Here is a 22,223-nt window from a genome sequence, read left to right as displayed (position 1 = left end):
TCAACTTGCGCTACTACGCAGCCCGCACATTATTAGCAGTGATGCGCACCCTATTGTTTTTCTTACTACTCATTCATAGCTGCGTCCTCGCTGAGCCTACGCCGTTGCCTGAGGTCAAGAAAATCAGCGAGACGTTCTACCAACTCGGTGAGGTCGAAATCGATAGTGAAAAGCGTACCATCACCTTCCCCGCGACTGTCGAACAAAATGAAGTCTTAGTAGAGTACCTTCTCGTTACAGAAAAAGGCAAAGTCCACGAGTCTGTTTTCAAAACCCAGATCGATCCGCTTCAGTTAAACATAGCGATGAAACTTCTTGGCTATCAAGAATCCAAGGAGCTCATTCAAGTCTTAGACGAAAACTACGAACCAACAGGTCACTACTTTAAAGCTAACAGCGAGCAACAAAGGAGTCTATCTCGGCTGAGTATTTTAGTTCATTGGAGTAGTGAGGGAAAGCTACACAGCTACCACCCCTACCAACTCATCGATGTGGAATCCACTGGCTCTCACATGCCACAATCTCCATGGATATATTCAGGCTCCTTGCTCAACAAAGGCCAACTCCAAGCAGCAATCACTGGTGACATCATCGCGATCTACACCGACCGCACTTCCCTCATCAATTACTCTGGCGAAGGGCGTGAAGACGACACCATCTGGCTCCCTAACAAAAAGCTCTTACCGCCAATAGGCACTGCAGTCACCATTACTCTCACTCAGACTAACAAACCAGCACAACAACCATGAAATTAGTCACACTTTTCGCTACCTGCTCCGCAATCGCCTTAAACATTTCAACACACGCGGCTGAAAACGCTAAAGCCCCCTATCTCTCGCTTAAACTCGAGATGGAACACTCCATCACCAAGGGGAATGCTTTTCTAACATCCACTCAGAACGAACTGGGCTTTTGGAAAAATGAAGAAATCCCAGCCTACACAGCTCTCGCCTTAACCGCCGCCAGACGCTCACCTAACACCGCTAACTCAGAAGCTGCTCACCTCAAAAAAGGCTACGAATGGCTCGTTGGCACTCAACACAATGATGGTGGCATCTACGTCAAAGGGCTTGCCACCTACAATACCTCATGCGGGCTTATGGCTCTCGCTGCATCTGGTGACCCCGCTCATAAAGATCCCATTCTTAAAGCGCGTAAATTTCTCATCAACCTCCAACAAGATTGGGATTTGAAAGGAGAGTCAGACAACCCCAATGATGGCGGAATAGGATACGGTGGCAGCTACCCACATTCGGATATGTCTAATACCTATCTGGCAATTGAAGCTCTCAAACTTACGGAACCAATTGCAAAAGATTCTGGAACCCGCCAACCAAGCCTCAACTGGGACGCAGCCATCGACTTCATTTCTCGCTGCCAAAATCTTGAAAGCACCAATGACCAGCCGAAAAGTGGGAACGATGGCTCCTTCGTCTACTTCCCTGGTAATTCGAAAGCTGGTACTGAAGTCGACAAAGAAGGTCGCGAGACTCTCCGCGGCTACGGCTCAATGTCCTACGCTGGCCTGCTATCACTCATTTATGCTGATCTTAATGAGAACGATCCTCGGGTGAAAGCTGTGAAGCAATGGCTCGACACCAACTACACCCTCGCTGAAAATCCAGGGCTAGGCCAACAAGGGCTCTATTACTATTACCAAGTAATGGCTAAAGCGCTCACCGCTTCAGGCATTGACATCATAGTCACCGAAGATGGTCAAAAACACGATTGGCGCAAAGAGCTCGCGGGCCAGTTACTCAGCACCCAGAAAGCCGACGGTTCTTGGATTAATGAAAATTCACGTTGGTGGGAAAATGAAGCGGAACTAGTGACCGCCTACGCAGTTCTCACATTAGAGCAAATTTATTACTCAATCCCGCACTAACCAACTTTTGCCAAAGTATAGACATGCACTATTCGATTAAAATCTCCGGATGTTTGGATGGGTTTAGAGCGATTGCTCACATGAAGATTCTCCAGAAAGATTTTTCCTACCCTATTTTCAAATCTAAACGCGTCACGAATAGTGTCACGGCTGGTGAGGAAGTTATTCTACGAATCCCAGAAGGAAAAAACCAGTCAACTTTGCTTAGGAAAATCAAAGAAACGGGAGCCCGCGCTGAACTAGCCGAACAGCGTAGAGTTCGCCCATCTCTCAAACCAAAGCACGGACGGTACTAAAACCACAAAGTTCGCGTTGATAAAGTATTGAACATTCCCCACCGCTTGCTCATCTTCCCGCCATGGCAACTGAACATATCGACGTCAACTACGTGGCTAATCTAGCACGTGTCGAGCTCACAGCAGAGGAAGCTGAAACCTTCGGTAAACAGCTCGACGAAATTCTTGGCTACATAGATAAACTTTCTGAGCTCGACGTAGAAGGCATCGAGCCTACTGCGCATGCATCCCCAGTTTTTGACCGCATTCGTGAAGACGTCGCCAAGCCTGGTCTTGAGCGCGAAGCTTTCCTTAATAATGCACCAGACACAGCTAACGACCAACTACGCGTTCCTAAGGTCATCGAATAACTTCACTGACTACTAGCCTCTTGTTACCAGCTACTAGCCACTTAAATAACATGCTTTCCACAGAATCTATCACCTCACTCCGCGCCAAGCTCACAGCGGGTGAAATCACACCCTTTGACATTATCGACTCACTCGAGTCAGCCATTCTCGAAAAAGACGAAGCCATTGGAGGTTATCTCTCTTTCGACTTTGACGCAGCTCGTGAAGAGGCAAAAAATGCCGATCTCAGCCTGCCGCTCGGCGGCATCCCGATTGCCATTAAGGACAATATCAATGTCAAAGGCCAACCATTGACCTGCGCGTCCAAGTTCCTTGAAGGTGCATTCATCTCTCCTTACGATGCCACAGTCATCAGTAAACTTCGTGAAGCTGGAGCGATCCCACTCGGACGCACCAACCTCGATGAATTTGCCATGGGTTCTACCTCTGGTAACTCAGCTATCAAGCCGACTAACAACCCAGCAGACCTCAGCCGTGTTCCTGGTGGTTCCTCCGGTGGTTCTGCCGCAGTAGTCGCAGCTGACACTGCTATCGCAGCTCTCGGATCTGATACTGGTGGATCTATCCGCCAACCAGCATCCCACTGTGGTATTGTTGGCCTCAAGCCTTCCTACGGTCGTGTTTCACGCTACGGCCTAGTAGCATTCGCATCCTCACTCGACCAGATCGGGCCAATGACAAAAACTGTCGATGATGCAGCCCTACTTCTGAACGCCATCACTGGCTATGATGCTGCTGACTCGACTTCGCTCGAGGATGACAACACAGACTTCACTGCTGACCTTGACTCTGGTGTATCCGGGATGAAGCTCGGTGTACCGAAAGAATACTTCAGTGACTCCATTGATCCATCAGTGAAAGCGGTCTTCGATGAAACTGCTGCCAAACTAGAAGCAGCTGGCGCTGAGCTCGTACCTATTTCACTTCCCCACACGGAATACGCAGTAGCCACTTACTACATCATTGCTCCTGCTGAGGCTTCTTCTAACCTTTCTCGCTTCGACGGAATCCGCTACGGTAACCGAGCAGAAAACCCTGAGAACCTCATCGACCTCTACCGTAAATCACGTGCGCAAGGATTTGGTGCAGAAGTGAAACGCCGTATCATTCTCGGTACCTATGTTCTATCATCAGGTTACTACGATGCCTTTTACACCAAGGCGCAGAAAGTACGTACTCTCATCCGTAAGGACTTCACTGACGCATTCGAATCCGTCGATGCTATCCTCTCTCCAGTAGCACCAACTGCGGCTCCTAAGCATGGAGAGAATGCAGATGATCCACTTCAGGAATACCTCGCAGACATTTGCACTATCGCTGCAAATCTAGCAGGCATCCCTGGGATTTCAGTACCTGCTGGCACCGTTGATTCTGACTCAGGAACCAAGCTTCCTGTCGGGCTTCAGATCCTAGGACCTGACCTCGGAGAATCTACTATTCTCAAAATAGCCAAGGCTGTAGAGGGATTCTAAAGGATAGAAGTTAATCCATTTTAAAAAGCGAAGGTCTATTCACCTTCGCTTTTTTTGTTTTTGGCAGTCCAGATTGGGAAATGCCTACGATAGCTGATCCTCCCGACCAAATGCGCGGCAATCGGGGCTGTGAGGTAAAAGAAGAAGAGAATCGCTAAACTCTCAATAATCACACGCGGAGTAGGAATGCTCAACATCACGGCTATCAAAATAAGCGCGCAACCGAAAGCACCGGCCTTGGTCGCTGCATGCATCCTAGTGTAAAGGTCAGGCATTCTCACCACTCCAACCGCTGCGAGCAATGCAAACAACGACCCAGTGAGAAGAAAAAAGCTAATGATATAAGTCATCATATTAGACATCATTGTGTTCGAGATAACGGACTAGAGCCACGGTGGCTATAAAGCTGATCAGCGCTATGGCCATCGCAATTTCAAGATAAGGCACGAAGCCTCCTATCAGACAAAGTAAAACACACTGGGCCATCGTCAGAGCAGCCAGTAAGTCGAGCGCTACCACTCTATCAAGAAAGCTAGGGCCTTTGATCACTCGGATAGTTGAGAGAACCACCGCTGCTGCCAGCATCCACTGACAAACCTCTAACACCCAGGCTGGTATTATTGTAATTTCAAAAAACATCGCAGACTTTATTTATATAGTTTTCCACCAACTCTTGAGCCTCTTTCTTGGGATCCTCAGAGTACATGCTATGAATAAATAGCATCCCATCACTTACATCTAAACTGAGCGTCCCAGGAGTCATCGTTATCAAGTTCGTCACTACCAGTAACTGGCGCGGTGTGAGATGCTCTACATCGATAGTCAGAATAGCCGGTTTCATCAAATGCTGTGGCGTCATAATATCGATCGCCACGCGCACATTACTCACCACTACCTCTTTGAGATAAAATAAACCAAAGGCTATTATCTTTATGATTTTACTGATCATTTCCCTCCTTCAGTTTCATGACGTTCTCAATGTAGGCTTCGGGATTCGTCAACTGCTCGCTCGCGATAGTCGACCACTCTAATAATTGTTGAGGGAACAGGCTGATCCAGACAGTCATTGCAGCCATCGCTATACATGGCCAAATCATTACCCATGGAATATGCTTATGCGTAGCATCCGTATGCGCTGGCTCCTTTTTCCAAAATGCCTCTGCCCAAATTTTCGTCATGGAATACAGAGTCAAAATACCAACAAATAAAGCACAACCAACGAGCCAATAATGCCCAGTGTCGATGCCAGCTCTAATCACGCCCAATTTAGCCCAAAAACCTGAGAGTGGTGGAATCCCACCCAGTGAGAATGCCGGCAGGAAAAAGAGTAAGGCCAAGCCGGGCATCGCTTTGTACAGCCCACCTAACGCTTTCAAATCAGTTGTCCCTGAGCGTTTTTCTATCAAACCAGCAATCAGGAATAGATTAGTTTTCACCAGAATATGGTGAATCGTATAGAAAATAGCCCCAGCAATCGCCAATGGCGTGCCAATCGCTAATCCCATCACGATGTAGCCAATCTGACTCACGATGTGGAATGATAAGATTTTCTTAATATCGAAATGCGATGCAGCTCCAAACACCCCAGTAAGCATAGTCATGCCTGCTAAAAACAATAACACGTCTTGAACAATGTCGAACTGGCTGTGAAACAAGAGAGTGTAGGAACGAATCATGGCGTACACACCCACTTTCGTCAGCAAGCCAGCAAACAGCGCAGATATAGAAACTCTCGGCGTGTGATACGATGCCGGAAGCCAGAAGAAAAAGGGAAAGAGCGCTGCCTTAATACCGAATGCCACAAGCAGCAGCATCGCACTACTATTCACCAGAAGCGCATCTTCATGCGTATCGAGACGATACGCTATATCAGCCATATTCAGTGTCCCTAATTTGCCATAAATCAAGCCGACGCCACAGAGGAAGATGAAGGAAGACAGGACATTAATAAGTAGATACTTCACACCACCTTCCAGCTGATCCTTTGTCCCAGAAAGAGTAATCAGTACAAATGAGGAGAGAAGCATCACCTCAAACCATACATACAGGTTGAATAGATCACCTGTTAAGAAAGAACCATTCACACCCATCAGCAGCATATGTATCAAGCTGTAGTAATGCTTCCGCGTATGAAACTCATCTATATCTCCTAGTGAATAGACGGCTATAGCAACTGCTATCACACCAGTGATAGCCACCATCATGGCACTGAAAAGATCACAAACGAGAGAGATACCAAACGGAGCTTCCCACGCGCCCACTTGTATCACAATCATCCCATGTTCTAATACATGACGAGTGAGCATCACCGCAGAGCCCAGCTGGGCGACTGCACCCACTATGCTAATCTGAGGAGCAAAGCTTTTTGTATAATCCCTACGCAGGCAGGTAACCGCCGTTAGAAATGGCAGGATTAAGGATAGAACTAACCAAATCATGGTAGGGCATCTGTATGGTTAAATTCATTCACGTCGTCGCTTTTCAATACTTTGTGCGCACGCATAAGCAGCGTGATTGTAAAAACCATGAGCCCAAAGCCGATAACGATAGCAGTCAGGACAAGCGCTTGAGGAATAGGGTCAGCATGTCCAGCTGCTACTTCGCCAGTCTTAGAATCAGCAAAGACTGGCTCATGAGCGATCACTCCTCCCATGGTAAATACCAAAAGGTTGGCCGCTTGGCTCAACAGAATAATACCAATGATGATCTTGGTCATGTTACGCCTCAACAGACAGTATACTCCTGCCGTAAACAGGATCCCCGCCATTATGGTTATTAAAAGTGACATCGTTAGTTGTTATTTGAATCAAGTGATTTCGCACAAAGCACAGCGAAGCCGAGCACTGTCATGTACACGCCAATATCAAAAAGAATCGGTGTCCCTAGCTTGAGTTTCCCCAGCACAGGTAAATACCAAGTAGGAGCCCAGACTGCCTCCATGAATGTGTGTTTTACAAACAGTCCCACAAATGCGCTAGCACATGCGACTAGCAGCCCGACTTTGATCAGTTTAAATGGATCGAGCCACCTACTGCCTTTTATTCCGTCCCACCCCACTGAGAGAGCTCGCAACATCACAGCTGACGCAGCAATCAAACCACCAATAAATCCACCACCAGGAAGATTGTGTCCTCGGTAGAGTACGATAAGTGACAGCACTATTAGCACTGGATAGATGTAACGCGTCGCGGTTTTAAGAATGATTGAATCCATTACTTATTTCTCCTCCTTCTTTTTCACTCTATCCACCAGAGCCCAGACTCCGAGCGCGGCAACAGCTAACACACAAATCTCTCCAAAAGTATCGAGAGCTCGGAAATCAACCAAAATGACATTCACCACATTAGCTCCATGGCCCAGAGGATAACTCATCTGTGTGAGAGTGTCAGAAATACGCTCTCCCATTACAAGATTTTGAGACTTCAGCATCAGCACAGTCATCACCCCTCCCGTAATGACCGCTAGGCCGGAATCCATGAAGCGCTGGAATTTGGTTGAAAGCTTGCGGTATTTCGGCAGATGACGAACAACCCAGGCGAACAACACCACCGTCAGAGTCTCTACTAGAACCTGTGTAATAGCCAAATCTGGTGCGCTATACTTCGCATAAATCATCGCGATACCGTAACCAACCACTCCTAGTGAAATTACTGCAGTCAGCCTGTGTTGAGAAAAGACAGCAAAGACAGTCGCCATTGTCATAGCCAGTAAAAGCAACACCATAAATGGGTGCACAGTCCCGATGCTTTCCATAGATGGCCAACCGCCAAACAAGACCAGCTTGTACAGAATTAGAGCACAGCTACTCACTAAAATAATGATTACATAAGAGCGTAATCGCCCAGTCTGGAGAGTCTTCGTACAGAGGTAGGCAAGATGAAGAACCTTCTTAAACACATGGTCATAAACGCTATCTGCCGAAGTCGTCTCATTCACCATCACCCCCTTATCTGTTGGTCTCAAAAATGCAACCAATGAGAAACCAATCGCAAAGGTGATCAAACTCAGAATAAGCGGTAAATTAATCCCGTGCCATAAGTGGACTTCTATCCCAGGCCCATTCAGAGAAAGTTGCTTATAGCACGACTGAAGAACCGGCTCGAATAATCCTGGCACACAGCCGAAAAGCGTGCCGAGCGTAGCTAATATGGCGGGACCAGCGGTCATCCACAGTCCCATTTCGTGAGGAGTTTTTGGGGTAGCATCCACACGCTTGCGGAAAAATGGAATCACTCCAGCCCGTGCGGCAAGCACCATCATCAGAGCATTACCTATCACCAAAACTCCCGTCACTATCCAGGGAGCATAGAGACTAGCCTTGTAAGCATATTCCTTACCGAGAAACCCCAAGAATAAGGGTAATCCCATCATCGAAAGAGCGGCAAATCCAGCAGTCAATGCAGTGACCGGCATTGACCTTTTCAAACAACCTAGGATCCGTATATCCCGAGTCCCAGTAGAATGATCCACTGCACCAGCAGTCATAAATAAAGTCGCTTTATAGAGAGCGTGGCCCAATAGGAAAATTACTGCCGCGAAGATAGCAGCGGGCTTATCAATACCTATCAAGAGAGTTAAAATGCCAAGAACAGCGAGTGTCGTTGCCGCGAGAATTTTCTTAAGATCAACTTGGCGTAGACCGAAAATAAGAGCCAACACCATTGTTAGACCACCAGCGATCATCAAGGTATTCGACCAAAGCGCCGTACCCCCAAGCATCGGCTGCATCACCAGCATCAAGAAAATACCAGCCTTCACCATTGTAGCGGAGTGAAGGTAGGCACTCACAGGCGTCGGCGCTGACATCGCATTTGGTAACCAGAAATGGAACGGAAACTGTGCAGACTTAGTAAATGCGCCTAACAACACAGTGATCACACAGCCAATATATAAAGGGTGCGAGGACAGATCAAAATCTCTGCTCAGCATCTCTGAAAGCAACCAAGTCCCCGTCATGCTCTGTAACATGATGACACCCGCGAGTAGAGCTAGCCCACCAAGCCCGGTAACAACCAGTGCTTGCAGAGCATTCCTTCGAGCTGAAGTATCTTCGTGATTAAAACCAATCAGGAGATAGGAACTAATACTCGTGAGCTCCCAAAAAATAAATAAAATCAACAAGTGGTCAGAAAGCACCACTCCTGTCATAGCGAACATGAAAAGGTAGAGTAATGCACACAAGCGCATAGTACCTGACTTCCCTCCCATGTATCCTAAAGCGTACGCGATGATACATGTCCCTATGCCAGTCACTAACAGCGCCATCAGCATACCTATGCCATTAAGCTGCAGAGCTAGGTCGATCCCAAATTCAGGTACCCAAGGGACGGACCAATAAAGCCCGCTACCAGATGTTAATACCCACCACGATGCTATCGCTATGGAACAAAAACTAAATAGAGCCGGAAATACAATTGCCGCTTTTACCAGAAAAGGACTCTTTTCCCGACTCATCAATGGTATGAGAGCTCCTATCAAAAGAAGGCATAGTGAAATGGGTAAATTCATGCGTGCGCCCCATCCATACGCTTAAGTGCCGTGTCTGTCAAACTAGCCAGAACGATATTCTTGATTTTTGTTAGTAGACTCATTCCTAGCCTTTCAGCCATGCCCAAGCTGGCTCAATTTGCTCTACAGGAAAGTGTCGTTCCTGTATTCCCACTAACTTTGCAAATTGGCTATCTACACTGATTAACCATTTCCAAACCTTCTCATCAGTCACTACAGCAATTTTTTCTAACTTAGACATATGGGATAACACCCACTTAATGTCAGAAACTCCTGCATGCACTCCCCACTTAGCCCCTACATCTAGCACTAAAAGCACACAAACCTTTTTATGCAGCTCAAGGGCCGCCTCCAAGTCTGCTATCCAGAGCCTTTCTTGATCTGAACCGATGGTTCCAGAAATCTCATAACCGAGATACCGGCCTTCGCTCGTTGATAATTTTTTAACCATATTTCACTCTAAATCAATCAAGTAGTCGAGGTCGATCAATTTCAGATCATCATACCCACTGAATACGTAAATGCTCCCAAATTTGGATCAAAATACGACGACGAAAAAGCTCGAAGCCAGCCAGATAGTCAAAAAAACATCCTCACCAGCAAAGATTCAATCAAACCATCTCGATCTATACTTCTGTAAAAAAAGAATGGCGCACCTGAATGGTGCGCCATGCTAAAAAGATTTATTTAGGACTAGAATGTGCAGGCTCTTATCGACGCCTTCTGACCAAACCAAAACTAAGACCTAAGCCCAGAAGTATAGCTGAACTCGGCTCTGGCACCGCTGCTGTTACAGCAGTGAAAGAATCTATCGAGTAGTCAGCTCCACTAGGTGCAGTTATAACTAGATCAATCTGATCTACATCGGAAAAATCAGCACCACTGAATTCGGAGAAATTGTAACTTAATAGTCCCCCATTTGTCGTTAAGCTTTTACTCACAGATGTAGAAGAACCGCCACTTGTAACGCTAATAGCCACAGTTAAGAGATTACCTCCAGGTAAATCATAATCCACAAAATTGATATCGAATGCATACGCACTAGATAAATTAAAACCAGCTAATGAGGCGTCAGTTCCTTGGCCGTAGCTTAAAGTAGTTGATCCTGAAGCACCTGAAGTGGATGAATACTCAAAGTAAGAATTCCCTGTATTTTCTACGGTTGTCGTCACCTGTCTTCTGCCAGATCCTGTTGCTGTGATACGAGTAAGCGTAATATTACGCTGACCTCCGATTACGCCAGTGAGTCCAGTCCCAACAGTTGAAATGGTCGTGGGTGTGGCTGGTGTTGGAGTTGAATAGATATCGATAACATTAGAACCAGTCACAGCAGTCGAAAAATCGTCGATTGTGATGGAAGCATTCCCGCTCACGTTCAGCGTCAATAATAAGGACGCGACGAGGGGAGAGTAGTTTTTAGTTTTCATTTTTTTGGCGCTATTTTTACTTAGCGAACTATGCACTCAAGTATGTCAAAAGCGGACAAAGTCAACTACTTCCATTCCTCATAAGTCATTTTTTTTTAGGAGGTAAAACACATTAACACCCTTCCCTATAGCTTCAATACTCCCCATGTAGAAATGATCCATATAGAATCTTGAATAAGACTTCTATTGAGTCATCACTTTAGGAATAAATGAAGAGCATAACGATGCACTTAAACTAGCAGACTACTAGGCTTCGCCACTCGGTAGATCGCAAGAAACTCTTCCGCTTGCGCTGGATCATTGAGCACGTAAGTTCCCGCAGTTAAACCTGTTTGTATCCCGCCCTCTTCTATAGGACCAAACTCAGGCAAGACCTCTAATTGAGATTTACGCAGAATCTCATACTGCCCGCCTAAACCTGGAGCCGTTTTTTTAAGTAACTCCACAGCGACTCTCCCCATCGTATGGCGGACATTGACCTCCACTACAGGACGAAAAACATACGTACCATTAGTGTCTTTATGGACCATTGAGTCCACTCCGAGCGCCCCCACATAGTTACTGCCCGCCAGAAGCTCCTTCAGAATCCCTGGCATTTCATACTTATAAAACGTATGTGCTCTACTATCTCTGAACAGGAATGTACTGAGACCTTCATCCAAACCTTGCGCCCACTTTGGAAGCACTAGCGATCCCCTAAAGCGCCCGAGCTCGTCATTCAATACGCGTGTCATTCCTACGAGTTTAATCTCACCACTGGCAGCCACTTCGTATTGCGCTGAAAAATCAAGCACACGGTCTAACCAAGGCTCGGCCAGCACCGCGCCATGTTCCTTCAAAACTCTTCTGAGCCAGCCTTGAGCACTCTTAGTCCATTTCCCATCAAGCAATCGGCAATGCCCTCTACCTGCATTCGAGTAAGCAGCTTTCAATAAAACGTCACCGCTGGCTCTCTGCAGATAGTCCTCCACTTCATCTAGAGTGGTGCACCATTCCCCGACAGGCTCACCTAGCTGCTGCTCTAGTTCGAACCCCATTCGCTTAGACATCCACTTAGACTCAGAATGCGCACGCCATTTTTGAGAAACATTTGCATTCATGTTTGAGGAATAGGGCTCGAGCACATCTGACGCCTTTTGCTGCCACGCCCATGGACGCATCCCGCCGATCCTGCGTTCCTTCAAATCTTTCGTATTAGTGACCGCTACGCATTCAGGCATAGGAAACCCCCAGGCTCGAATATTTCGAAGGTGTTCTCGACTAGGCTCCTTACGCAAAATCAACACATCGTCTCTTCGCGCCCACGCTAGCGGCACCATGTCTAAGTCTTCCTCTAACAGGCTAACATTACGCTTCGGAGAAAATGACTGTTTGTTGATGCGAGCAAGCTCTTCCCCCTCAGCATTGGGATTAAACCAATGCAGCACAGGTGTTCGTCCACGCGACTGCTCTTCAACTTCAAGAAATTCAATCCAGTCATTATCAATACCCGCCAGCTTTCTGCCCTCAGCATTATACGGAGCCACCCCCTTCGCCCGTACCGGAGCAAGAGGGAAATGTAGCTGAGTCTGAAATGCTTCCCAGTCTGACTTCGATTGGTCTTTCCACTTCCTGAACCATTTCAGGCCATGACCCACATGCTCAATCTCATCTTCATAAATTTTCTCTAACACAGCAGCAGTACCACCATCTCCCACCTCACGAAACAGTTTTGCGTAATGTACTGAGTAATCGAGATTAGCCTGTTCAAAAACCAAACTCAAACGACTCACGAAATCCATTGGCTGCTCCATCGGCGCCACCGCTCGCCAGAAATAATCATTCACGGGGAGTTCACCGAACTCCACTCCACACTCTTTCATCCTGCGCATGTACATCAGCGTGTGCGCTTGCTCTTCCTTCAGAGTCTCATACACGCCGAGTCGAAACTCCTTAGGCGCATTAGGAAATTTTAATAAGACAAGAGCCATCAACTCCGTCGCTAATAGTTCGTGGTTAGCAAGGAAATGCAGCATCTTCCCGCGCTCGCGGTCATCATCCAAACGGTTCGTCCCCGGAAAGTCGGCCTTTACGCCGCGCTCAGAAATTTTCAGTTCAATGGGCCGTCCTGGGCCATCAGGCATGGTAAACGCCGCAGCGGGAGCATCATCGGTGATAAGCTTAGGCTTAAGCAAAAGCTTCTCCTCCAAGCTTTTACCATAGAGCACCTGCTCTGCGAAATCGCGTAATTCCATGCCACGCCTTAGCCCCCTTACTCCAAATTTACAAATCTCACTTTCAAAAATTAGAAATCACAGTAGTTTAAACCACAACCCATGAAGATCCTTTCAAGTCTCGCTCTCATCTCTCTTTGTACATCACTCTGCGCACAAGATGCAGTCCAACCACCTGAGCAGCCAAATGACCAAATGGTCGTCGCCCCAGGTCTTTCAGATATCTACAAATCCGTTGTTCGCATCGAAGTAGCCTCCCAAGTTCCCGACTATAAAACCCCATGGAATGCTGGCCGTTTCTCGGGTGGTACAGGCACCGGCTTTCTCATTGGGAAAAACCAATTTCTCACCAACGCGCATGTTGTGTCCAATGCTCGCCGAGTGCTCATCACCATGCACGGCTCATCTCGTAAATTTCCCGCTCGCGTCGTACATATTGCCCATGACTGTGATCTCGCACTCATCGAAGTAGAAGACTTTTCCTCCTTCGAGAACCTTCCGCACCTCAGTATTGGTAGCATTCCCCAACTCGAATCAGAAGTCCGCGTGATTGGTTACCCGATCGGTGGTGAGCGTATCTCGGTCACTCGCGGAGTTGTCTCTCGTATCGACTTCGCTCCATACTCACATTCGCGTGCCGATTCTCACCTCGTGGTACAGATTGATGCAGCCATCAACCCTGGCAACTCTGGTGGACCAGTACTCCAAAAGGGCAAAGTCGTCGGTGTCGCTTTCCAAGGACTGCGCCAAGCAGACAATACTGGCTATATGATCCCCACTCCGGTCATCAAACGCTTCCTTAAAGATATTGAAGACGGAAAGTACGACAAATACGTAGACCTCGGGATTTCCTCTTTCGCCATTTTCAACCCTGCCATGCGCGAGGTGCATAATCTCGAACCAAACGCCCCAGGCGTGCTCGTTGCAGATGTGGTTGCAGGCAGCTCATCAAGCCCAGCTCTGCAAACTGGTGACATCCTTACAGCGATAGATGGTCATGCCGTAGACTCCTCTGGTAGCGTTGTCATTGCTGGCGAACGCGTCGATATGAATGAAATTGTCGAACGAAAATTCGCAGGTGAAACGGTGAAGTTAGATTTTGTTAGAGACGGCAAAGAAATGTCTGAAGAAGTTGAGCTTAAGGGTTTCCCTCCAGCACAGATGGTGGCGATCCAATACGGAAAGAAACCGCGCTATACCATTCAAGGTGGACTGGTTCTCCAGCCTCTCAACATCAACCTCTATTCAGCGCATAAACTCAACAACCCACGCGTACGCCGCCTCTTCAACGACTTCGTATCAGAAGGCCTCTACAAAGAACGTAAAGACATACTAGTCCTCACTCGAGTGTTAGATGACCCCATCAACTCCGGACTCTCAGAGTTTGTCGGCAACGCTATCAAATCCATCAACGGAGTAGATATCACAGATATGAAGCAAGCACATGACCTGCTCAACCCTACTGAAATGCCAGAATTTTTTGAGATTATGTTAGACGGCTCTGACCGCCCACTCATTTTACCAAGCGAAGGACTATCAGCGGCCAATGGTCGGATCAGTACCAGCTATGGTGTTCACAAATCCTACAACCTCGAAAACTAAGCTACGTACCTTACATACCATGAAATTATTTCTTACTATCGCCGTAGCTGCATCCACCTCTCTAAGCCTTCTTGGTGCCGATCTCTCTGATTCTGTCATTCGCGTAGCGTCTACCATCCAGAGCTATAACCCATCTCAACCATGGGATAAAAATGCGACATCTAAACGGAAGGCTCTAGCTGCAGTTCTTGCTAACAAGCAAGTCCTCACTACCGCTGAAATGGTGGCTGACGCAAACTTCATCCAGCTAGAAACAACCAATGGTGAAAGCCTAATTCCTGCACATGTGGTAGCTGTCGATTATGAGGCTAATCTAGCCCTCGTCGAGCCCTCCACTGAGTTGGGGGTAGCCACACTTGCGGAAATGCCAGGGCTTGAGCTTTCTGGCCCCGCTCACTTAGGTGACTCCGTAGACATTATCCAAGTACAGGACAATGGCATGCCGCTCATCACTGAGGGTAAAGTTCAAGGAGCTGAAGTCACATCAAGCTTTGTCCCTGGACATTTTTTCCTCACCTACGTGGTCAAAGCCTCGATGCAAAGTGCTGCGAACAGCTTCACACTCCCTGTCGCTAAAGACGGGAAACTTATTGGTATCCTCACTAGCTATTCAGCAAAAGATCAGCTCACCGACATCATTTCTCCTGAAATCATTACAGCATTCCTCAAAGATGCTGCAGATGGTAACTACGCTGGCTTCCCTACACTCGGTATTGCCACCACACGCACCACTGATGTCCACTTCCGCGATTGGCTCAAGCTCCCCACTGACAAGGGAGGCCTCTATATCACTAGGATCTTAAGAAACTCCGCTGCAGAAGCTGCGGGGCTCAAACAAGGTGACGTCCTCATTTCAATCGACGACAAACCGCTCGATCGCCGAGGCAACTACCAAGCAAATGGCTACGGTCAACTCTACTGGAGCAACCTCATCCGCGGATCTCAAGCAGTCGGCTCTACGATCAAACTTGGCATTCTACGCGACGGTGAAGAACTCGAAATTGAAGCCGCACTCGCACGTTCACCAGAGGGTATCATTCCTTCACATACGTATGACAAGGCACCTCGCTACCTAGTCAAAGGTGGACTTGTCTTCCAAGAGCTCACCAAGTCTTACCTCGAAGCCTTTGGCGATGATTGGGTGACTCGAGCCCCTCTCAACTTGTTAGATGCCCTCAACCACCCTGAAGACTATGAAGAAGGCCGTAAGCGTTTAGTATTTATCAGTGCTGCGATTCCAACTCCCGCTACCCTCGGTTACGAATCACTCCGCAGTGTCATTGTTGAAGAGGTGAATGGCAAAAAAATCGAAGATATCCCCTCACTCATCGCCGCGTTCGAAGAGGTTCCAGAAAATGGGATCCACGTACTCAAAATCGACGAGAAGCCAGAAACCATCTACCTCGACGCCAAGGCATCCGATGAAGTCGACAGCCAACTCCTCCAACGCGGTCTCCCATCGCTCTCAAGAGATTCGGAGTAGTTGAAATAGGAAATAGCCGCTCGCGGCTCAGCCACTGAAACAGCACTCACATCCACTCTGTAATAACGCAGACTGTGACACAGCAATGGCGCGGCTAACAACCTGTTAGAGTTCACCCATTCTATCCAGCGGACTAGGTGCCTTCCCCTGAATCGCTGACACCACATGTGTGTATATTTCTGTTGTTGTAATATTACTGTGACCTAGCGCCTCCTGGATCGTCCTCAAGTCCACACCAGTCTGCAATAAATGAGTGGCATAGCTATGCCTGAACGTATGTGCGGTCACACGTTTGTGGATGCCAGAAGCTGCCACCGCTTGCCGTATCCATTTACTCACAGCACCAGGCATCAGATGATACCTTTTCTCTCTACCGTCGCGCGGATCGACAGCACGACCCGCTGCCGGAAATACCCAATACCACGTTAGACTCTTCGCTATACCTCCACCTGACTTGCGGTTCAATGCCACCGGCACTGATACTAAATGGTCTCCAAAATGCTCTAAATCCTCGGCATGCAGTAAAGCACACTGCTCTAACACCCTTTCCAGCTGCGAGCTCAACGAACGCGGTAAACTGAGCGACCTATCCTTCCCGCCCTTGCCATCTCGCACCCAGATCAAACCATTCGAAATGTCCACATCCTTCACCCGAAGAGACAACACCTCATTCACGCGCAACCCACACCCATACAGCAACGACACCACTAACCTCGGAAGCCCAGGAGTTAGCTCCCTCAGCACCATCTCCACCTCCTCACTCGATAACACCACCGGAAGCCTACGCTTCGTCTTAGCTCGCTTAGCATTAAATGTTCCAAGCTCAATTTCGAGCACCTTCCGATACAAAAAAATCAAAGCACTCAACGCCTGATTCTGAGTCCCTGCTGACACCTCACGATTCACCGCCAAATGATTCAAAAATGCTTCTACTGCTTCTTCTCTCAGTTCACTAGGGTGCACTAAGCCGTGAAATTGCACATAGCGCTTATACCATGACACATAGACCTTCTCTGTCTGATATGAGAGCCCCAATCGCTTTGCCTTCATACGGATCAACTCCTCCAACTCACCTTTTTTAGCCATACTCCCAGTGAATCAATAGTTTACGTTATTTTCCATAGTGAATTTAGCCCAAAGCTTTTACACCACCCTCTCCCCATCATTACCCCCTCTCCCCACGTTCTACAGCACGCTTACCCCACCTCTACATACCCCCCTGAAACTCATACATACCATACCAGTACTAGGCTGGCATGCCGCCACCGCCCCCAATCACCCCACTAGCTTTGATAACTATGTTAACTTCCTTAATAAAAGAGATGTCACGAAATTGAAGTAACCCACTTAGTCAACAAGTACCAAGTATCGTGAATTTCACGCATTTTTTCCTTCACCTTAATCAACTACTATTTTACACATCAATGGTCGATTTTCTCTTTTAGAAACAACTATTGGTTATCATGTCTAACACTTCATACCTCCTCCATCGAAATTTGTTATTTTCCCACCGTGAATTTCTCCCTGATTATCTGCCCTCAGGTCAAATATAGGACTATTGAAGGAATTTCCGCCGTATATATAACTACTAGTTAGCGTAAATTTAGGTGGTTAGGTTTTAGCATTCGTTTCACATTCCATCACTTCAGGTAGTTCCGAATCGCTGATCCCCGTTTTCTGAATTTTATGTTTTCACATCATTCGTCTCAGTATGTCGCTTTCTGAATTCCACGGTTTTCTCTAATAACCTCTCCAGATGATCCAGATTCCCCTTTTCACATTCACCTACGTTTCCTAGATTCGTCTCATCCAGATTAGGTTCACGCAACCAGCACATCTAAAGCATCGCTTTCGCTAACAAGACGCTGCACCCAACCTCGTACCGCGGTTGAGCGCGACTCACCTTCCTCTACATTCACACTTAAATCTTAATCCAAAGCTTTCTGGCCGAGTACTCGGTTGGTGTGCTTTACGTTAGCTTAAATATACAAGTGCAACGAATCTCCATACTCGGTTGCCCTGGAGCTGGTAAATCTACCCTATCTCGGCAACTTTCGGATATATTCCATCTACCTGTAATCCATATCGACAAGGAGTTTTGGAATGAAGGCTGGACTCCTTCAGATCAGGATGAATTCAGGCTGCGAATGAAAAGCATCTACGAAACACCGACTTGGATTATTGATGGACATTACTACTCCACTCTCGCCGAGAGGTTAGCACATACAGAAGTTGTTTATCACTTAGACTACCCTACTCACATTTGTTTGTTTCGAGCCTTAAAGAGAATCATCACAAGCTACGGTCAAGTTAGAGAAGATATCGCAGAAGGTTGTCCAGAGCGTCTAGATTTTGAATTCATCACCTATCTATTAAGGTTCAAGAAATCATTCCGAGAAAGTACCTTGTCTCTTATTCGTGAGAATCCTAATTTGACTGTCCACACATTCAAACATCCACGCGAACTTCGATCTCACATAAATCAACTTAGCTAACAAGACGCTGCACCCAATCCCCTCACCGTCGAGACGCGAACCATTTTCACAATTCAAACATTAACCAAAAACCAAAGCACGCTGAGAGTTCGGTGATTGGTGTGCTTTACGTTAGCTTAAATATGAAAACCCTATACATAGCACTATCTTTAGCCTGTTTGTTTTTAGCTCATTGTAGCGATAGCAAATCAAATTCGAATACAGGATCAACAAAGAACGAGAATTCGATACACGTAATTTTCCCATATAATATAAAAGGCGTTTGGCTTTTTGATGATGAGTCTAAGAACATCGAGAGAGAACCATTTGTAACAGGTGTTCCGGCAATAATAGACGAACTCGTCTCAAACACACCTAATGCAGAAAAGGGTTTTCGTTTAACATTTTCAGCTATTGCATTTCCTGGTCATCAGATGACCGCTACACGTGAAAAAGAGGAAAATGGAGGCTGCTGGTATACGATTGTAAATACTTCACATCGAGGTTGGCTATGTCCAGCAATGTTCAAATATTTTGATGAAGCTCCAGAGAAGATATATCTCAAATCTGACCCAATCCCATAAACTGCTTTAGCTAACAAGACGCTGCACCCAACCTCGTACCGCGGTTGAGCGCGACTCACCTTTCACTACATTCACACTTAAATCTTAATCCAAAGCTTTCTGGCCTAGTACTCGGTTGGTGTGCTTTACGTTATGCTAAAAACATGAGTCAAGACCTCGACACTACAGACTTTCCTCCTATCAGATTTGAACACGAACTTCTTCCTCAAAGCGTTAGTGGTATTTCTATCCTCATGAATTACGAGTTTACCGAAACCACAGGTGATTGGATTTGGAAACTTCCACATTGTAAGAACACTTGGAAAGAAGGCGATTCTACATGGTGTATTTCATCCTGCTCAGAAATCATCAGTTTCCTTAACTCCAACAAAGAACAGGTCATAGAAGACATTAAAGAACGTCTCTCCCCTCACGGATTTGACCCTAACATCACACTTAATGAATGGTTGTCTTCACTCGCACGTATTAAAGAAATTTGCCAACTAGGTAACAAAACTTGTCGCTGGATAGCACTTTAGCGAGATCTTTCCAGATACCACACTTCGACATGAAACAAACTGCCTTTGCATAACAAGACGCTGCACCCAATCCCTTCACCGTCGAGAAGCGAGCCATTTCCAATCTTCAAACATTAACCCAAAACGAAGCGCGCTGAAAGTTCAGTGATTGGTGTGCTTTACGTTATGCTAAAATGAAGGCACTTTCCCTATATTTGCACCTTACTCTTTCTACTCTGGTTTTAGCAGAGGACAATTCAGGCCTATTGGAAATGCATTTGCAGCGTTTCGAGACGGGGCCTATTGAAAATATCTCAGAGTGGCCGAATCAATTATTCAACGGCTACAAAAAGAAGGTTAGCTCTGAAATCAAGACTGCTTCAGTCCACGATAAATTCGTTTCTCTTATTCCTAACAAGCTTCTCAAAGATTACCGTTTAGGAACTACCGTGACTCACAAAGGTTGGTTCTTCACCCCAGTCGAGCCTAAGAATTCAGATTCAAAACAAAATAGTTGGATTCTACTCATTGCCAGTAGGAAAGGAGACGACTATCTTTATTTCAACAGTGTTTGGTAACTCTAAATCGACTTGCATAACAAGACGCTGCACCCAACCTCGTACCGCGTTTGAGCGCGACTCACCTTTCTCTACATTCACACTTAAATCTTAATCCTAAGCTTTCTGGCCGAGTACTCGGTTGGTGTGCTTTACGTTATGCTAAAATGAAACGCTCAGTCTTACATAAATCCTTTGTCACTACGTTTGATTCATCTGACACCACGTGTTCACTACCGACAGTAGGAGAACTTGAAGCTATTGAGGCTTCTCTTGGGATCACTTTCCCTAAGTCTTATGTGGAGTTTATTACTAACTTTGGAGCCATTTACACTCCATCAATTCTAGACCTTGTAACTGGAGGAGAGAGTGAGGAAGCTCCTCCAGGTGCTAGCTTTGATATACAGAATTTCCTCAAAATCGACGAGATAGAAGATACATCGAATTCATATTGGGACGCTGGCATGGAGAACACAATAGTTCCCATCGCTTCAGACTCTATGGGTAACTTGTTTTGCTTTGGACGTGTTGTTAGCTCGAGACGATCTGACGATTCAAAGGTGTTTGTCTTTGATCATGATTATTGCGAAGTCGAAGAAGAATATTCAACTTTTGATGGTTGGCTCAGCTCATTCCTAACGATGAAAACTGCTCTTGCATAACAAGACGCTGCACCCAACCTCGTACCGCGTTTGAGCGCGACTCACCTTTCACTACATTCCAACTTAAATCTTAATCCTAAGCTTTCTGGCCGAGTACTCGGTTGGTGTGCTTTACGTTCGGCTAAATATGCACAGTTCTCAGGACATTCTCGATACTTACATCACAGTTCACGTCACTAGGACTTGGAAAGACACTACTTTTGATTTCAACACAGTAGAAGAACTCAAACCTATCATTGCTACTCCTCACACATGGGGCGATGCTCCAGAGAACTATATAAAGATCGAGCGCAAGTGGTTCTTTATTCGTTCTAAGCGTCTCTACCACATAAACTCCAATCTAGTCTTTAAGCATGACTTTCACTTCAAGAGCACATTTAAAACCTTGAGTGGCACGTACAAAAACAAACATGCAAATCCTCCTGTAGAGATCATCCCTAAGTCACAAGTCCACAGATATCAGAACTCCAGAGTCTGCAATCACATGGATTTCCACACTGACAACAACGTTTCTCACTTCTTAGCACAAGATACACAGGTCATTGGAGTCGTTTATCTTCCATATGAACACAACCCAAGTAAAAGATATCCTATAGCTAAGATTAGCCCAGACACGGTCATTCAGGATATTGCTCCGCCTCTCATAGCTTTCTGTTTAGGTGAAGACTACGGTCAGCTTAACTCTTCAGGCCATCACATATAAACTGCCTCTGCCGAACAAGACGCTGCACCCAACCTCGTACCGCGGTTGAGCGCGACTCACCTTTTACTACATCCAAACCTTAAATTTTAATCCAAAGCTTTCTGGCCCAGTACTCGGTTGGTGTGCTTTACGTTCTGCTAAATTTGAACATTTCCCAAATACGCACTCCTCAGCTTGTTCAACTTTGATCTCAGCATAGAAAAGCTCCATTCGGACATTCAATCACGCCAGTTAGCTAAGTTCCGGTTTCTAAAGACAGTTGATTCACGGAGAATTATTCATTCCTGATATTTTCCAAAGATCCACTTTGGCATTTCCATTCACTGTAATCACCGTTTTCAGTTTCGATCCTTCACATTCCAGATTCTCAGCTTGTGTGCTCAATTCTCCGTGGCAAATCCACTGCTCTCTATTCTCTGCTTTTCAACACGACGTTTTCACTCATATTCATCCTGTTCCTTCACTAGATCGACTTGCAGAACAAGACGCTGCACCCAACCTCAGACCGCG

24 protein-coding genes are annotated in these 22,223 nt (G+C 46.5%); 13 read left to right on the top strand and 11 right to left on the bottom strand.

Annotation, left to right across the window (positions count from 1 at the left end; translation table 11 throughout):
* Positions 1-5: 5 nt before the first annotated feature.
* The 5 genes from ACSHX2_RS13265 (at position 6) to gatA (ending at position 4,003) form a co-directional block, all read left to right on the top strand.
* Positions 6-749, top strand: a complete 744-nt coding sequence (locus ACSHX2_RS13265) for a YdjY domain-containing protein (RefSeq protein WP_435693431.1) — start codon at positions 6-8, stop codon at positions 747-749.
* Positions 746-1,885: a prenyltransferase/squalene oxidase repeat-containing protein gene (locus ACSHX2_RS13260; RefSeq protein ID WP_435693430.1), complete on the top strand. Its 1,140-nt coding sequence runs from the start codon at positions 746-748 to the stop codon at positions 1,883-1,885. The genes ACSHX2_RS13265 and ACSHX2_RS13260 overlap by 4 nt, the downstream gene beginning before the upstream one ends.
* Before the next feature lie 23 nt (positions 1,886-1,908).
* The gene (locus ACSHX2_RS13255; protein ID WP_435693429.1) at positions 1,909-2,181 is read left to right on the top strand and encodes a hypothetical protein; all 273 of its coding nucleotides are present in this window, start codon (positions 1,909-1,911) and stop codon (positions 2,179-2,181) included.
* Positions 2,182-2,243: 62 nt separating this feature from the next.
* On the top strand, positions 2,244-2,531 hold the full coding sequence (gatC, locus tag ACSHX2_RS13250; protein WP_435693428.1) for an Asp-tRNA(Asn)/Glu-tRNA(Gln) amidotransferase subunit GatC: 288 nt from the start codon (positions 2,244-2,246) through the stop codon (positions 2,529-2,531).
* Between the two features lie 50 nt (positions 2,532-2,581).
* Positions 2,582-4,003 (top strand): Asp-tRNA(Asn)/Glu-tRNA(Gln) amidotransferase subunit GatA, encoded by a 1,422-nt coding sequence (gene gatA, locus ACSHX2_RS13245; protein ID WP_435693427.1) that lies wholly within the window; start codon positions 2,582-2,584, stop codon positions 4,001-4,003.
* 35 nt (positions 4,004-4,038) lie between these two features.
* Here gatA and mnhG read toward each other — a convergent pair whose 3' ends face one another.
* The 10 genes from mnhG to ACSHX2_RS13195 all read right to left on the bottom strand — a co-directional run bounded on the left by mnhG (position 4,039) and on the right by ACSHX2_RS13195 (position 13,172).
* Positions 4,039-4,356, bottom strand: a complete 318-nt coding sequence (mnhG, locus tag ACSHX2_RS13240) for a monovalent cation/H(+) antiporter subunit G (RefSeq protein ID WP_435693426.1) — start codon at positions 4,354-4,356, stop codon at positions 4,039-4,041.
* A 1-nt stretch (position 4,357) separates the two neighbouring features.
* Positions 4,358-4,642 (bottom strand): monovalent cation/H+ antiporter complex subunit F, encoded by a 285-nt coding sequence (locus ACSHX2_RS13235; RefSeq protein ID WP_435693425.1) that lies wholly within the window; start codon positions 4,640-4,642, stop codon positions 4,358-4,360.
* Positions 4,632-4,952 carry a Na+/H+ antiporter subunit E gene (locus ACSHX2_RS13230; protein WP_435693424.1) on the bottom strand — a complete coding sequence of 107 codons (321 nt, stop codon included), beginning with the start codon at positions 4,950-4,952 and terminating at the stop codon, positions 4,632-4,634. Before ACSHX2_RS13230 ends, ACSHX2_RS13235 begins: the two co-directional genes overlap by 11 nt.
* Complete coding sequence (locus ACSHX2_RS13225) at positions 4,942-6,441, bottom strand: Na+/H+ antiporter subunit D (protein ID WP_435693423.1); 1,500 nt, start codon at positions 6,439-6,441, stop codon at positions 4,942-4,944. Before ACSHX2_RS13225 ends, ACSHX2_RS13230 begins: the two co-directional genes overlap by 11 nt.
* Positions 6,438-6,770, bottom strand: coding sequence for an NADH-quinone oxidoreductase subunit K (locus ACSHX2_RS13220; RefSeq protein WP_435693476.1), 333 nt, complete (start codon positions 6,768-6,770; stop codon positions 6,438-6,440). The genes ACSHX2_RS13225 and ACSHX2_RS13220 overlap by 4 nt, the downstream gene beginning before the upstream one ends.
* 23 nt (positions 6,771-6,793) lie before the next feature.
* Entirely contained in the window at positions 6,794-7,216 is a 423-nt protein-coding gene (locus tag ACSHX2_RS13215; protein ID WP_435693422.1) for an MnhB domain-containing protein, read from the bottom strand.
* Positions 7,217-7,219: 3 nt separating this feature from the next.
* Positions 7,220-9,457, bottom strand: a complete 2,238-nt coding sequence (mbhE, locus tag ACSHX2_RS13210; protein ID WP_435693421.1) for a hydrogen gas-evolving membrane-bound hydrogenase subunit E — start codon at positions 9,455-9,457, stop codon at positions 7,220-7,222.
* 139 nt (positions 9,458-9,596) lie between these two features.
* A complete protein-coding gene (locus tag ACSHX2_RS13205; protein ID WP_435693420.1) occupies positions 9,597-9,962 on the bottom strand; it encodes an STAS/SEC14 domain-containing protein in 366 nt (121 codons plus the stop codon).
* Between the two features lie 259 nt (positions 9,963-10,221).
* A complete protein-coding gene (locus ACSHX2_RS13200) occupies positions 10,222-10,938 on the bottom strand; it encodes a PEP-CTERM sorting domain-containing protein (RefSeq protein ID WP_435693419.1) in 717 nt (238 codons plus the stop codon).
* 230 nt (positions 10,939-11,168) lie between these two features.
* On the bottom strand, positions 11,169-13,172 hold the full coding sequence (locus ACSHX2_RS13195; RefSeq protein ID WP_435693418.1) for a DUF455 family protein: 2,004 nt from the start codon (positions 13,170-13,172) through the stop codon (positions 11,169-11,171).
* A gap of 81 nt (positions 13,173-13,253) precedes the next feature.
* Between ACSHX2_RS13195 and ACSHX2_RS13190 the strand changes: the two genes are divergently transcribed.
* Both ACSHX2_RS13190 and ACSHX2_RS13185 read left to right on the top strand, forming a co-directional pair.
* A complete protein-coding gene (locus tag ACSHX2_RS13190; protein ID WP_435693417.1) occupies positions 13,254-14,753 on the top strand; it encodes a trypsin-like peptidase domain-containing protein in 1,500 nt (499 codons plus the stop codon).
* A 19-nt stretch (positions 14,754-14,772) separates the two neighbouring features.
* Positions 14,773-16,236: a PDZ domain-containing protein gene (locus ACSHX2_RS13185; RefSeq protein ID WP_435693416.1), complete on the top strand. Its 1,464-nt coding sequence runs from the start codon at positions 14,773-14,775 to the stop codon at positions 16,234-16,236.
* Positions 16,237-16,341: 105 nt separating this feature from the next.
* On the opposite strand, the gene ACSHX2_RS13180 is transcribed toward ACSHX2_RS13185, so the two are convergent.
* A complete protein-coding gene (locus ACSHX2_RS13180) occupies positions 16,342-17,322 on the bottom strand; it encodes an integron integrase (RefSeq protein WP_435693415.1) in 981 nt (326 codons plus the stop codon).
* 905 nt (positions 17,323-18,227) lie between these two features.
* Here ACSHX2_RS13180 and ACSHX2_RS13175 point away from each other — a divergent pair.
* The 6 genes from ACSHX2_RS13175 (at position 18,228) to ACSHX2_RS13150 (ending at position 21,713) form a co-directional block, all read left to right on the top strand.
* On the top strand, positions 18,228-18,731 hold the full coding sequence (locus tag ACSHX2_RS13175) for a topology modulation protein (RefSeq protein WP_435693414.1): 504 nt from the start codon (positions 18,228-18,230) through the stop codon (positions 18,729-18,731).
* 122 nt (positions 18,732-18,853) lie between these two features.
* Positions 18,854-19,294 carry a DUF6717 family protein gene (locus tag ACSHX2_RS13170; protein ID WP_435693413.1) on the top strand — a complete coding sequence of 147 codons (441 nt, stop codon included), beginning with the start codon at positions 18,854-18,856 and terminating at the stop codon, positions 19,292-19,294.
* Positions 19,295-19,437: 143 nt separating this feature from the next.
* Positions 19,438-19,812, top strand: coding sequence for a hypothetical protein (locus ACSHX2_RS13165; RefSeq protein WP_435693412.1), 375 nt, complete (start codon positions 19,438-19,440; stop codon positions 19,810-19,812).
* A gap of 173 nt (positions 19,813-19,985) precedes the next feature.
* Positions 19,986-20,369: a hypothetical protein gene (locus ACSHX2_RS13160; protein WP_435693411.1), complete on the top strand. Its 384-nt coding sequence runs from the start codon at positions 19,986-19,988 to the stop codon at positions 20,367-20,369.
* 146 nt (positions 20,370-20,515) lie between these two features.
* Entirely contained in the window at positions 20,516-21,010 is a 495-nt protein-coding gene (locus tag ACSHX2_RS13155) for an SMI1/KNR4 family protein (protein WP_435693410.1), read from the top strand.
* Between the two features lie 127 nt (positions 21,011-21,137).
* Positions 21,138-21,713 carry a hypothetical protein gene (locus ACSHX2_RS13150; protein ID WP_435693409.1) on the top strand — a complete coding sequence of 192 codons (576 nt, stop codon included), beginning with the start codon at positions 21,138-21,140 and terminating at the stop codon, positions 21,711-21,713.
* The last annotated feature ends 510 nt before the right edge of the window (positions 21,714-22,223 follow it).

Origin of the sequence: Rubritalea sp. (assembly GCF_051252225.1) — a bacterium.
In the GTDB taxonomy this organism is placed as follows: domain Bacteria; phylum Verrucomicrobiota; class Verrucomicrobiia; order Verrucomicrobiales; family Akkermansiaceae; genus Rubritalea.
Note: the sequence above shows the minus strand (reverse complement) of the source record. Positions and strands in the feature narration are given on the sequence as shown.